Annotated in this window: 11 protein-coding genes and 1 pseudogene; 6 read left to right on the plus strand and 6 right to left on the minus strand. The window is 58.9% G+C overall.

Going from position 1 to position 13,483, the window contains the following annotated elements; translation table 11 throughout:
* The first annotated feature begins 199 nt into the window (after positions 1-199).
* The 5 genes from ACTJLC_RS11260 to ACTJLC_RS11280 all read left to right on the plus strand — a co-directional run bounded on the left by ACTJLC_RS11260 (position 200) and on the right by ACTJLC_RS11280 (position 6,356).
* The gene (locus ACTJLC_RS11260) at positions 200-1,462 is read left to right on the plus strand and encodes a hypothetical protein (RefSeq protein ID WP_440843961.1); all 1,263 of its coding nucleotides are present in this window, start codon (positions 200-202) and stop codon (positions 1,460-1,462) included.
* A complete protein-coding gene (locus ACTJLC_RS11265; RefSeq protein ID WP_440843963.1) occupies positions 1,459-2,517 on the plus strand; it encodes a hypothetical protein in 1,059 nt (352 codons plus the stop codon). Before ACTJLC_RS11260 ends, ACTJLC_RS11265 begins: the two co-directional genes overlap by 4 nt.
* Before the next feature lie 196 nt (positions 2,518-2,713).
* Positions 2,714-3,931, plus strand: a complete 1,218-nt coding sequence (locus tag ACTJLC_RS11270; RefSeq protein ID WP_440843965.1) for an ABC-three component system protein — start codon at positions 2,714-2,716, stop codon at positions 3,929-3,931.
* Positions 3,928-4,410 carry a three component ABC system middle component gene (locus tag ACTJLC_RS11275; RefSeq protein ID WP_440843967.1) on the plus strand — a complete coding sequence of 161 codons (483 nt, stop codon included), beginning with the start codon at positions 3,928-3,930 and terminating at the stop codon, positions 4,408-4,410. The genes ACTJLC_RS11270 and ACTJLC_RS11275 overlap by 4 nt, the downstream gene beginning before the upstream one ends.
* Complete coding sequence (locus ACTJLC_RS11280; protein WP_440843969.1) at positions 4,407-6,356, plus strand: DUF3732 domain-containing protein; 1,950 nt, start codon at positions 4,407-4,409, stop codon at positions 6,354-6,356. Before ACTJLC_RS11275 ends, ACTJLC_RS11280 begins: the two co-directional genes overlap by 4 nt.
* A gap of 26 nt (positions 6,357-6,382) precedes the next feature.
* Here ACTJLC_RS11280 and ACTJLC_RS11285 read toward each other — a convergent pair whose 3' ends face one another.
* Positions 6,383-6,844: a hypothetical protein gene (locus tag ACTJLC_RS11285; RefSeq protein ID WP_440843971.1), complete on the minus strand. Its 462-nt coding sequence runs from the start codon at positions 6,842-6,844 to the stop codon at positions 6,383-6,385.
* A 126-nt stretch (positions 6,845-6,970) separates the two neighbouring features.
* Positions 6,971-7,243: pseudogene (locus tag ACTJLC_RS11290) on the minus strand (hypothetical protein); the annotation flags it as partial.
* 119 nt (positions 7,244-7,362) lie between these two features.
* Between ACTJLC_RS11290 and ACTJLC_RS11295 the strand changes: the two are divergent.
* A complete protein-coding gene (locus tag ACTJLC_RS11295; protein ID WP_440843973.1) occupies positions 7,363-7,749 on the plus strand; it encodes a helix-turn-helix transcriptional regulator in 387 nt (128 codons plus the stop codon).
* A gap of 24 nt (positions 7,750-7,773) precedes the next feature.
* On the opposite strand, the gene ACTJLC_RS11300 is transcribed toward ACTJLC_RS11295, so the two are convergent.
* From ACTJLC_RS11300 to guaB, 4 genes are all read right to left on the minus strand, one after another.
* Entirely contained in the window at positions 7,774-9,030 is a 1,257-nt protein-coding gene (locus ACTJLC_RS11300; RefSeq protein ID WP_440843975.1) for a tyrosine-type recombinase/integrase, read from the minus strand.
* Positions 9,031-9,340: 310 nt separating this feature from the next.
* Complete coding sequence (gene guaA, locus ACTJLC_RS11305) at positions 9,341-10,924, minus strand: glutamine-hydrolyzing GMP synthase (RefSeq protein ID WP_440843977.1); 1,584 nt, start codon at positions 10,922-10,924, stop codon at positions 9,341-9,343.
* A gap of 200 nt (positions 10,925-11,124) precedes the next feature.
* Positions 11,125-11,892: a hypothetical protein gene (locus tag ACTJLC_RS11310; RefSeq protein ID WP_073428003.1), complete on the minus strand. Its 768-nt coding sequence runs from the start codon at positions 11,890-11,892 to the stop codon at positions 11,125-11,127.
* Between the two features lie 6 nt (positions 11,893-11,898).
* Positions 11,899-13,359 (minus strand): IMP dehydrogenase, encoded by a 1,461-nt coding sequence (gene guaB, locus ACTJLC_RS11315; RefSeq protein ID WP_073428002.1) that lies wholly within the window; start codon positions 13,357-13,359, stop codon positions 11,899-11,901.
* Positions 13,360-13,483 lie beyond the last annotated feature (124 nt).

Below are 13,483 nucleotides of genomic sequence, written 5' to 3' on the forward strand. Positions count from 1 at the left end.
AGACGCTCAAGTCAAAAGCGCAGAGACCCTGGTTCGTGGCACAATTTACCTAGGTAAAACCTGCTGGTTTCTGTAGCTTTTAGCTGTTTTGCATATAAATCATTACTCACGCACGACACGTAGTAACGACACCCCTCGCTGCCTGATGAAGAATCGAGGGTTGCTCGACACAGAACACTGATGGATGGAACGGGGAAACATGGACAAGAAAACCAAAGGATCGTGGTTGATCCACCATACCAACAAGCTTCAGGGAGTTACCAATCAGGTCGGCTACGAAAAGACCTATTTGGCCGGAAAAGCTGGGATATTGCTGTCGGCGATATCTGCCAACAAGCAGAGCACCGTCAACAACGACAGACTGAATGTATTGGCGCAGGCCGCCAACATCAACACGACGTTTGAACTTCCGAAACTCGTGGAGGTATTGCAACAACAGAAGCTCGTTGATACAGCCTCCGGGGGAATCGCCGTGCTTGGCGTCACAACCGTCACCGCACTGGAGCGCACGTCCGAGCTTTTCGATGCCCTCTCACCTAGCGCGAACGAAGTTGCTTCGATCGCGCTCGCAGAGCGTGCCTCCGTGGCCCCGGTGTTTGCCAACGAGGTGGCCCAAGATCTGGCTGACACCTACAAGCTAGGTTCGGCGAACCTTAGCCAATTGCTGTCAGACGCAGAACAGATCGGCTTTGTCGATACCGAGAAACTTGGCGGCAGCGATACACTGCTATTCAACGGCAATCTGTTCCGCCGCGATACGACCCAGAAAATCAAAACCGTCCTCGATTCACTCAAACCAGCGGAACAGACAAAGCTCAATGAACTGACGGAGATGCTGCGTAAGCGAGCATGTGTCACCGCAGATTATGCAAAACAGTTCCTTGGTGATGCGCTCTTTCAAAAGGTGGTGGCCATCGGCCTGTTCGACATCAGTGTAGTTAGCAACTCTACCGAAGATGTCGGCTTCCTCACGTTGCCGTCTGCGTTCTCCAAGTACAGCAACTCGATGGTCGATGATGCCTTTGACCTCGCCAAAGCCTTCGTCAGCTCAGTGACCTATGGCATGACCAAGAGCAACTATGCTCGCGGACAGATTCAAATGGTCGACGCTCTGTTGAGCGCGCTTGTGCGAGGGGAAAGCGTGGGGCCGGTACGAGCAATCGCAGAAGACTACAAGGTGCTTGAACTGAAAGGGGTGGTCGAAGTTAAGCAAGGGACCAAGAAGGGGCGCACCGGCCCCATGCTCCGCCTATTGAAAACGGAAGTTGGCGAGCTTGCCCTTCAGGCGATTCGACAGGGTGATGTCAGCGAGCACTCGCTCAACGCACTACCAACCGCTGCTGTCACCACGTTCAACGGCCCCGAGCACAACCGTGAGAAGGTCCGGAGGACACAAACCAAGATGAGTCCGAAAGCAACGAACGACATGCTGTCCATCCTCCGTACCGGAGGTGGACTGTGAGCAAGAACACAAACAGTTTGTCCAAGGGCCCCATGATGGAGGAGTTGCTGCGCAGCTATTTCCTCAAAGCCGGCTACTACGTTGTGCGCGGTGTCCCGTTTGTGTACGAAAGCTTTGACGTGACCGATATTGACCTATGGCTGTACAGCCGCACGTCGTCAGTATCCCGTGAAGTCACTTTGGTGGACGCAAAAAACAAGAAGACGCCGCAAGCCATAGAACGAATCTTTTGGGTACAGGGCCTTCGTATCGCCACCAAAGCCACAAATGCAATTGTCGCCACAACGGAGAAACGCCAAGAAGTTAAAGACTTCGGGCGTGACCTCGGCATACTCGTTCTAGATGGAACCTTTCTAAGCAAGCTTGCCAAGTCGGACGATCCCAACGGAACGCGGATCTCGGATGAAGATTTCTTCGCAAAAATCAATGAATATTCATTGAACAAATTAGATGGCGATTGGCGAGGACGTATCGCTCTTTCAAAGAGCCTGCTTGCGAAATCGCTTTCGTTCGATAGCTGCAACGAATGGCTTGGACAAGGCAAGTTCTTCGCCGAGCAGTCCATCACCAAAGGCAATCAGCGTGAAACGGCACTTCGGTGCCTGTACTTGGTGTGTTCGTTCATCGCCATTGCAGTGGACTATTGCATGAAGGAACTCTCGTTTCATGAGCAGTCCGAGCGAAGCGTACTCATCAAAGACGGCTTCACGTATGGGGCTAGAGGCAGCACTGGCCTGAAGAAAGTCCTCAATGTTGCAATGGGGCTGGTTGAAGAACATGCGAGCGACGGCCCCGCCATCTCTCGACAAGTAAGAGCAAGTGTTGAGAAGCAGTTGGCTCAGTTGAACACGGCCATCTTGGGAGAGTTCTTCTCAAAAAATGAGGTGGCCAAAACTCTATTTGCAGTTGCTAAGGAGTTCGAGCAGATGGCCATGTCAAGGGCATTTGCGTTTCACGACGCCGCCAGTATCGAACTTCGCAGTATGCTTTTCTGCTTGCTCGATTACTGGGGTATCGATCGCGTGCTGTTTTCAGAAGCGCTAGAGGTGAAGTAATCGATCAAGGTAGCTACGCTATCGGGATTTGGTACTATCGGTACGGAAAGGCAGGCACGAATTACATCAACCGTCGTAGCCGCGGGGAAAGAATCAGAGATCAACAGGGCGCGTCGGTAACCGCGCCCTCTCCGTGCTAGGCCACTCGGGAGCTCTGCCGTCATTACAACATTGCAAAAGGGCTTGGGGTATCGCCGTGGCAACCACAGACAAGTTCTCAGCAGGCGAGCAGGGACTGGGGTACATCTATCAAGCACGCCTCGCTCTGCTTCAGTTACTGCAGCTACCAGAAGATACAGCCGTCTTCCTGGAGAAGGACGACGACCTGGACTTCGTGGACAGCGACGGCAGCAAATCCCTCGCATCGTTAAAACACAAGGCCGCCGGCGACCGTCTGACCGACCTGTCGACCGACTTCTGGAAATCCGTCCGCATCTGGTTGGTACGATACAAGCACGACGGGCGCAGCGCATCGAACCTTCGCTTCTTTCTATTTACAACGGGCACGGTTTCGGACTCCTCATTCCTGAAAAGATTCTTGCCGGTCCAACTCAGCACAGACGACGAAGCGATGACGCTTGCTGAACAGGCGGAAGAAGCGCTCAGCAGATCAAGGTCGGAGCTGATCGGGGAGATCGCGGAGGCATTTAACGAACTTACCCGCTCCGAGAAAGAGGACTTCCTGGCCCGTATTCTGATTCTCGACGGCAGCCCCCGCATCGAGGACATTCCGCAGACCATCAAAGACATGCACATGCGGAGCGTTCGGCGCGAGCATCGGAATGCTGTCTTTGAGCGATTGGAGGGATGGTGGAACGACGCCGTCATCAAGCAATTGACTGGCAGTAGGGACAATGGAATTTTCGGCTACGAGGTATCCGACAAGTTCTCCGCGCTATCCGAAGAATATAAACTGGACAACCTGCCCATCACATTCCGCGGCAAGACGCCGGCCGGCGAGATTGACACTGACAACGACCCTCGGACCTTTGTGGTGCAACTCCGGCAGGTCGGTGTTTCCTCTAACCGTATCCGCAACGCGATCTTGGACTACTACAGGGCGTTTGAACAACGATCAGAGTGGGCGCGCGAAAACCTGCTGGTTTCGGGAGAGATCGAGGACTACGAAGACCGCCTCGTCGATGAATGGAGCCGCTACAAGGACGTTGTGTTCGAGGAACTTGACGAAAACAGTGCCGAGGATGTGTTGCTGCGAGCCGGCAGGGAGCTTTACACGTGGGCAGATCAGCAGACTGGGAACTACGAATCGCTGCGTATCCGGGCGCGCGTAACCGAACCCTATGTCACCCGCGGCTCTTTCCATATTCTGGCCGATGCCGCTCCTGAACCCAGGGTCTACTGGCATCCCCGATTCCTCGACCGCGTTGGTCAGTTGCTGGAGGTCGCCAAATGAAACGCTGGGACCAGCGCCCTTTCGAGATACGGAACTTGTTCAATCCGGCCTTCTGCGGCCTCATCCTATTCCGTGCCATGCAGGGTTATGAGGAAGAAGACGCCCGAGGTTTGCCCTTCTCGCTCTCCTTACTCGTACTGCCACTGTGCCTGCACAAAGACTCGCGCGAAGCAATTAATCCTCGAAGCTACCTGTTGAAGAGTATCGAAAAGAATCCCCAGGTGCAGGTAGGCTTCGCCAGCAGAGTCACGGCCATGCTGCCTTATGCGTTCGAGGGCTTCGGCTTGTTGATGGAGAGAGGCTGCATCGTCGTCGCGCCTGACGGGCGGCTCCAAACTGTCCCCGACAAGGTTCGGAAAACAATAACGGGAACCGACGAAACGAAATCCTGCCAGCGCGTGGCACGCATCGTCGGGAAGGAATTCGCCCGCATCGCTGACCGAGTGACCGTATATACGACTTTCGGAATTCGCCCATGAAGATCAAGTCCATCCACATCTACAGCCATGACGGGCAACGCAGGGATCTGCAATTCCGGGTGGACGGTCTCAACGTCATCACCGGGCGTTCTTCCACCGGCAAATCTGCGCTTTCCGAGATCGTCGAATACTGTATGGGGCGGTCCTCATTCAATGTCCCGGAGGGCATTATTCGCGACAAGGTGGCGTGGTTCGCCGTCATCTACCAGTTCGAACACGAGCAGGTCCTAGTCGCAAAGCCAACGCCGCCCGAAGGCGGAGCAAGTTGCAGCACCGCGATGTTGCGTCGGGGTACTGAATTGCAGGCCCCATCGTTCGAAGAATTGGCCGTCAATTCAGATGACGATGCCGTTGTTACTTTGCTCTCACGCCTGCTCGGAATTCCCGAGAACCGCACCGATGTCCCTCTGGAAAACAGCAGAGACAGTTACGACGCCAACGTCAAGCACACGTTTTATTACCTGTTCCAGAAGCAAGGGCTGGTTGCAAACAAGGACCAACTCCTCTATCGCCAGAACGAGCAGTTTCAGCCGCAGGCGATCCGTGACACGCTACCGATCTTGCTCGGGGTCTTTTCCCATGATCGGTATGAACTCGAATCTAAGCTGCGCGTCGCACAGCGGGATCTGAGGCTCAATGCAAAATTATTGGAACAGGCGCGGGATGCCATCGACACGTCCCACGAGAAGGCGATTAGTCTTTACTCCGAGGCCAAAGCCGTTGGCGTAATCGGCGACACCGACGCCGACACCACCGCGAACGGGATCATCGAAATCCTGCGATCCGCGCTCGGCTGGAAACCCGAGAAGATTCCCGAAGACGACGGGAGCAGGATATCTCGTCTCGAAGAAGAACTGGGCCAATTGCGCAAGGATCGTCGGGAAGCACAAGCGAAGATTGATGCCGCTCGCCAATTTTCCAAACGCGCCAGCGGCTATGAGAGCGAGGCCACCGAGCAGTTGGACCGACTATCTTCGATCAAGGCACTGCCGAAGAACCCGGATACCGGCGAATGGCAGTGGCCGTTCAGTGCACAAAACCTGGCGATGGAATCGCCGGTCGCCACGGTCCTACTCGACGAACTGGCATCGCTCGATGCCGAGCTACGCATTGCCACCGGGCAACGCCCCAAGCTCGACGCCTACCTGACCGAATTAAATGTCAAGGCGCAAGAGATCGCTGGTGTCATCAAAGAGAAGGAAGCCGAACTTTCCGCAGCGATAGCGGCAAATGACGTCATCGCTCAGATGGGCACTCGTAACAATGCGGCCGCACGTGTCGTCGGTCGCATCAGCCTATTCCTGGAAAACCTCGCTCCGAACGAAGAACTTGCTAGGCTTGAGGCGGAACATCGCCGCCTCAAGCTGAAGGTTGAGGATCTGGAAAAGCGTGTTGGCGCGGACGACAGCAACGACCGGCTCAATTCGATACTAAACATCATCTCGACGCAGGTATCGCAATATATTCAGAAGTTCGAAGCCGAGTTCAGAGCCTATCCGGCGCGATTCGACCTGGCCAACATCACGATCGTCTTCGATCGCCCCGAACGACCGGTTCCCATGAGCCGAACTGGTGGTGGCGAGAACCATCTGGCCTACCACCTCTCTGCATTGCTCGCCCTGCACTTGTTCGCCGTCAAGAACAACCGGCCGATTCCACGCTTTTTGCTGATCGATCAGCCGACCCAAGTCTATTTCCCGTCGGAGCAGGTCTACAAAGAAGCCGACGGCTCCGTCCAGAGTACAGAGGAAGCCGATGCCGACCTCAAGGCGGTCCAGCGGTTGTTCGAGTTGCTGCTCAAGTTCACACAGGAAGACGCACCTGGCTTCCAGTTGATCGTCACCGAGCACGCGAACCTTCGCGAGCAGTGGTTCCAAGACGCGTTGGTAGAACAGCCTTGGACCAAGCCGCCGGCGCTTGTACCGGAAGACTGGCCCGAACAATGAAACAGCCAAACGGATTATCCGGCGTCCTAGCCGGTTACTCCTTGGCGGTATTCTGCGATGAAACTGCGATAAGCGAATGTAATCAGGTCGCGCACCAATTCAAGAAGGCCGCCGACCGGGAACCCGTCGAATGGGTCACCGTGGGCCAACGCATTTCCGCGTTGCGCTAATGTGGGCCTCACCGTGCCGACTAGCTGGCCGATCGCACTACCGCCACAGCGGGCGACAACAGGTATTTGCGCGTCAGTCAAACCGTCGACCTCCACTAGATGCTTGAGCACGGCGGCAAACGTCCGCTCTCGTGTCTTGAACTTGGTCCCATAGCGATCCATTAGCGCGAGTTCCAGCGTGGTCAGAGCGATCAGCTCGCCGGCCTTGATTAAGTCAGTGTCGATCCAGCCGAACAAATAGAGCTTCTGCGCGCGGGCATATTTCAGGCGCACAACATCTGGAATGCGAGCGTCCATGTCTAGGCTGCCGATGAACATGCGCCATTGATCAGCGTGGTCGAACTGAACCCACCTGGATTCCCTTGCACCGGCCAGGGCATCAAGAGCGGCTCTTGCCGCGGAGGTAATTCGATACGTGGAAGACCCATAGATGGGATTTCCTCACTACGGTGATGGAATAGCCTTCTGTGTGCGATCCAGCTTGCGATGAATCAACGACACCAGGGTCAGAATGTCGAGTGCATCTTGCTCGGACATGGGCCAGTTCGTCTTCGCAATCTTGTCGGCTGCCGCCCGCTCGGAATTATCGTCGGTATGCACACGAGTCGTGAACATGGTGACGGTCTTGTGCGCAGTCAACGCTATTCCGACCTTGACGGAAACGCCGGAATTAGCGATGTCGGTGGCCGCGCGATGACGGATGCCATTCGTCCCGACGCCATTTCGGATTTTCGACATAGCAATTGAGATCAAGGTTGCTCCAAGTTCGCCGCACTACGCCGCAGCAAGTTGTCCCGATAGGTATCGAACGTCACCATGCCTCCATGCGCGTACTCATGGAGCCCGATGTGAAACAACTACCGCAAGCAGTATCCAGCGCGGCTGGCATCGACGCCGGCCAGCATCTTCCCCTGCCCGGCACGAAAGCCTACGAGGAGTTGCCGCAGTTCCCAAAGCGCAGCCCACTTCCCTACCGTCGTACCATTCGCCGCCAGGAGCTGCGGCAGATCGTTCCATTGGCCGAAACGACGATCTATGAAATGGAGCGCCGCGGCGAGTTTCCCCACCGCTTCAATTTGACGCCACGGTGCGTCGTGTGGGACTTGGCAGAAGTGGAAGCCTGGATCGAGCAGCGCAAGCAAGCCCGTCGCGGCAGCGTCTCGAAACCGGATGTGCATCTACGCAAAACCCGCCCTGTTCGGGCGGGTTCGAGTGAGGAATGAAGCCGCGCAGCGGCTCTCATCCGCTCAGGCCATCGCGCTCAACGCCGGCACCACCACGTTGTCCGGCAGCAGCTTCGGCACGTAGGGCTGCCCGCCGCTCCAAGCATCGATCATGTTGGCCCATTCTTGCAGCATATGGCGCCGTTGCTCCGCGTATTCGGCCTTGTTGTAGACCGAACGCGAGGAACGTCCGTCCTCGTGCGCCAGGCACTTCTCGATCCAGTCGCGGTTGAAGCCGATTTCGTTCAACAGCGTCGAGCCGGTACGGCGCAGGTCGTGGACGGTGAACGGTTGTAGCGGCAGCCCTTTGGTCTTTGCAGCCTCCGCCACGAGCTGCGTGACCCGATTCAAGGTCGCATTAGACATGAACCGCTCGGCATCGTAACGAGAAGGAAAAATGAATCTTGAGCCCGCCGCGCAGGCGTGCAGCGTCACGAAGATGTCGAGCGCCTGGCGTGACAGATAGACCACGTGCGGGTTGCGTCCCTTCATCCGCTGCTTCGGGATCGTCCAGGTCTTGCTCTCGAAATCGATCTCATCCCAGGTGGCCTGGATCAGTTCGCTCTTGCGCACCAGCGTCAGCAGGATCAGGCGCAACGCCAACTTGATGGTCGGATAGGTCGCCACGGACTCCATCTGTTGCACAAACAGTCGGATTTCCAGCGGCGACAAGGCCCGGTCCTTCGGTACGAAGGTGGCGATCGACGCCGCGCCCACGCTGTCGGCGGGGTTGTCCACCTTTTCGCCGTGGGCGATGGCGTAGACGTAGACCTGCTTCACGATGTCCCGAATCTGGACCGCGGTGGCGGGCGCCCCGCGCTCTTTGACCTTGTTGCACAAGGCTCGCAGGTCTTCGGCTTGGATCTCGGTCAGGAGGCGGTTCTGAAAGACCGGCAAGATGTCCCGGTCGATGATGTGCTTGCGCATGGCGCGGGTGCTGTCGGCCAACCTTGCGTTGGCCAGCCAGGTGTCCATCGCCGTGCCGAAGGTCTTGATGGCGACCACCCGGCGTTTCTCGCGCTGCTTTTCGAGCGCGGGCGAGATGCCCTTGAGCACGGCTTTCCGCGCGTCTAGGAGCAGTTCGCGCGCCATCGACAGTGAGATGCCGCCCTGGCCGTAGCGCCCGAGAGTCAGCGTCTCGCGGCGGCCGTTGAGGCGGTAGTCGTATCGGAAGGTGACAGTACCGCTAGGCGATACCGTCACGTACATCCCGTCCCGGTCAGAAGCCTTATAAATCTTGGATTTAGGCTTCATATTTCGTAGTGCAGCGTCAGTAAGCATCGAGGTTTCCTCCGGCTTGTGACGGCTTTACCGTCAGGCTTTACCGTCAAGGACCTGGAGACCTGTTGCTGCCCGGAAAGCCGCATAAAATAAGCTTTCCCGAGAAGGCTTTTACCGTCAAAGACGGTAAAAGTCTGAATAGTGAACGAGAGTGTCTTAATCCGGCCTAGATTTTTACCGTCAGCTCTACCGCCAACTTTTTCTGCTGGCCGGCGATAGCCACCGATAGCTGGCGCGACGTATTTCCTTCTATATCAACACGTTACGTCAGTTTTTCAATAGCTGGCGATAGTCCTCGAAGGACGTCAATTCACTCCCACTCAATCGTCGCCGGCGGCTTCCCCGAAATGTCATAAACAACCCGGTTGATCCCGCGCACTTCATTGATGATCCGGTTCGACACATGCCCCAGCAGCTCATGCGGCAGATGCGCCCAATGCGCGGTCATGAAGTCGAGCGTTTGCACCGCGCGCAGCGCCACCACGTACTCATAAGTCCGCCCGTCGCCCATCACACCGACACTCTTCACCGGCAGAAACACCGCGAACGCCTGGCTCGTCAGGTCGTACCAGGACTTGCCGGTTTCCTTGTCGATGAAAGTCCGCAGCGTCTCGATGAAAATCGCGTCCGCGCGACGCAACAGGTCCGCGAAATCGCGCTTCACTTCGCCGAGAATCCGCACACCCAGACCCGGGCCCGGGAACGGATGGCGATATACCATCGCGGGCGGCAAACCAAGCTTCACGCCGAGTTCGCGCACTTCGTCCTTGAACAGTTCGCGCAGCGGCTCCAGCAGCTTCAGATTCAGCGTCTCAGGCAGGCCGCCCACGTTGTGGTGGCTCTTGATGGTTTGCGTCGCCTTCTTGCCCTTGCCGGCCGATTCGATCACGTCCGGATAGATCGTGCCTTGCGCCAGCCACTTGGCGTCGGTGAGCCTGCCGGCCTCGGCCTGGAACACCTCGACGAACTCCGCGCCGATGATCTTGCGCTTCGCTTCCGGATCGCTCACGCCGGCGAGCTTCCTCAGAAACACATCGCTGGCGTCCACGTGAATCACCTTCACGCCGAGGTGATCGGCGAACGTCGCCATCACCTGCTCGGCTTCGTTCAGGCGCAACAGGCCGTGATCGACGAACACGCAGGTCAGTTGATCGCCGATCGCGCGATGCAGCAGCGCCGCCGCCACCGACGAATCCACGCCGCCCGACAGCCCCAGGATCACGTGTTCGTTGCCGACCTGCTCGCGAATCTTCGCGACGGCTTCGTCGATGTAATGACCCATCTCCCAATCGGGCCTGGCGCCGCAAATCCGCAGCACGAAGCGCTCGAGCATCGCGCGGCCCTGCACGGTGTGCGTGACTTCCGGATGCCACTGTAGACCGTAGAAATGGCGCTTTTCGTCGGCCATCGCCGCGATTGGGCACGATTCCGTCGACGCCATCAGCGCGAAGCCCGGCGGCATTTCCAGTACCTTGTCGCCGTGGCTCATCCACACCTTCAGCATGCCGTGACCTTCCGGCGTGGTGAAGTCGCTGATGCCCTCGAGCAGGCTCGTATGGTTGCGCGCGCGCACTTCGGCATAGCCGAACTCGCGCAGGTGGCCGATGTCGACCTTGCCGCCCAGTTGCTCGGCCAGTGCCTGCATGCCGTAGCAGATGCCGAGCACCGGCACGCCGAGTTCGAACACCGCTTGCGGCACGCGCGGCGTGTCCGTTTCGGTGACCGAGCTCGGGCCGCCGGACAGGATCACGCCCTTCGGCGCGAAATCGCGAATGAACGACGCGTCGACGTCGTACGGATGAATTTCCGAGTACACGTTGGCTTCGCGAACGCGACGTGCAATCAGTTGGGTGACTTGCGAACCGAAGTCGAGAATCAGGATCTTGTCATGCATGGCAGCGGACGGAGTCAAAAGTGAACGGATACGGAATGCCGCGCACGAGGCGCGGCGTTGAATTCAAAGCGGTCCACGTGGGAACGGTCGAGCATGAAACGTAACGATGATGCGCGCTGGCGTGGCCGGCGCCGCAGGCAGTGATTTGCGGCACGCGCGAACGAATCCGGTAGCTTCGAAGGACGGGGCGGTCCGGCGCCTCAGCCATGAAACGGCGGGCGGGGCGCACCCGGCGCGTCGGCGGCGGCGTTGCGGGCCTCGTCGCGTGCGCTCGTAGCCTCGGAACTGGCGGCCCTCGCTGCATGTTCAGCGCGTACAGCACGCTCGGCCGCAGGCCTACCCGGTTCGTCGACCGCTGGATCGACCGGCGCACCCGTAGCCGGACTCACCGGCCGCGTAGCCGGCATGACCGGCTCGATCACCGGCTCCGCACGGTAGACCGGAAAGCCCGCCGTGACGGGAGCGGCCCCGCTCCCGGGTTCGCGTTTGTAGGCGGCGTCTTTCGCGGCATCTTTCGCCGCTTGGCGCTCGGCGCGCTCGGCAGCGGCGGCTTCAGCCAAGCGCGCCTTTTCACGCCGCCGCACCGCGCTCGATAAACGCACGCCGCCCAGGCCGATCACCAGCAGCACCACACCCGTCAGCACCGCCACGATCTGCCCGAAACCGGTCAGCGACGGCGTATGCAAACCGAGCAGCCAGACTAGCATCAGCACGCCGGTCAACCAGTTCACGTGCCCGACGACTCTCGCGACACTCGAAGTGAGCGCCCCGTCGATCGACGCGTGCAAGGCCAGCCAGCCGAGCCCGATCAGCGCCACGCCAAACCCCTGGCCGACCAGAGCCGGCTGGGTTTGCACCAGAAGCAGCGCGTTGTACAACGAAGTCCAGGGCGTCAGCACGAACAGCAGGCCGAACGCAAGCAACAGCAACGCATCGAGGATGAGTACAGCACGCAGCAATGGCTTCATTGGCGTTTAGTCCACGTGATAGTTGGGCGCTTCCTTGGTGATCTGCACGTCGTGCACATGCGACTCGCGCAAGCCCGCGCCCGTGATCTGCACGAACTCGGCCTTCTCGTTCATCTCCGCGATGGTGCGGCAACCGCAGTAGCCCATGCTGGCGCGCACGCCGCCGATCAACTGGAACAGGATCGCGTTGACCGAACCCTTGTAGGCGACGCGGCCCTCGATACCTTCCGGCACCAGCTTGTCGATGTTCGCGGAGTTGTCCTGGAAGTAGCGGTCCGCCGCGCCGTCCTTCATCGCGCCGACCGAGCCCATGCCGCGGTAGGACTTGTACTGGCGGCCCTGGAACAGGAAGACGTCGCCCGGCGCTTCTTCGGTGCCGGCGAACATGCTGCCCATCATCACCGCGTTCGCGCCCGCTGCCAGCGCCTTGCTGACGTCGCCCGAGAAGCGCACGCCGCCGTCGGCGATGACCGGCACGCCGGTGCCCTTCAGCGCTTCCGACACGTTGGCGATCGCCGTGACCTGCGGCACGCCCACGCCCGCCACGATGCGTGTCGTACAGATCGAACCGGGGCCGATACCGACCTTCACGCCGTCGGCGCCGTATTCGACCAGCGCCCTGGCCGCCGCCGCGGTGGCGATGTTGCCGCCGATCACCTCGACGTGCGGGAAGTTCTGCTTGACCCACTTGACGCGCTCGAGCACGCCCTTGCTGTGGCCGTGCGCCGTATCGACGACGATCACGTCGACACCCGCCTGCGCCAGCAGCGCGATGCGCTCCTCGTTGTCTTCGCCCACGCCGACCGCCGCGCCCGCGCGCAGCTTGCCGTGTTCGTCCTTACAGGCGTCCGGGTGTTCGGTTTGCTTGGTGATGTCCTTCACAGTCATCAGGCCGCGCAGTTCGAACGCTTCGTTGATGACCAGCACGCGCTCGAGGCGGTGGCTGTGCATCAGCGCCTTGGCTTCGGCGAGCGGCGTGCCTTCCTTGACGGTGACGAGGCGCTCGCGCGGCGTCATGATGCTGCGCACCGGTTCGTCCAGACGCTCCTCGAAGCGCAAGTCGCGGTTCGTGACGATACCGACCAGTTGCGCGCCCTCGACCACCGGGAAACCGGAAATGCCATGCTGGCGCGACAGCGCGATCACGTCGCGCACTTTCATCTGCGGCGGCACCGTGATCGGATCACGCACGACGCCCGATTCGAAGCGCTTGACCTTGGCGACTTCACGCGCCTGCTCGGCCGGCGTGAGATTCTTGTGGATGATGCCCACGCCACCCATTTGCGCCATCGCGATCGCAAGGCGTGCTTCGGTGACCGTGTCCATGGCGGCGGACACGAGCGGCATATTCAGGGAAATATTGCGGGTCAGCCGGGTCTTGAGGCTGGTGTCGCGCGGCAGAACATCGGAGTAGGCCGGGACGAGGAGCACGTCATCGAACGTGAGTGCTGTTTGGATCAGACGCATGGCAAATCCTATAGGCGCAAAAGCGAATTATACGCGATACCTCCTGGTTTTCACTGCACGAACAGCAGCTTAGCGAGTTTCCGCCGATTTTTTTCGTGACTTTGGGCGCGGCGATTTCGCCTCG

Origin of the sequence: Paraburkholderia sp. 22099 (genome assembly GCF_052045835.1) — a bacterium.
In the GTDB taxonomy this organism is placed as follows: domain Bacteria; phylum Pseudomonadota; class Gammaproteobacteria; order Burkholderiales; family Burkholderiaceae; genus Paraburkholderia; species Paraburkholderia terricola.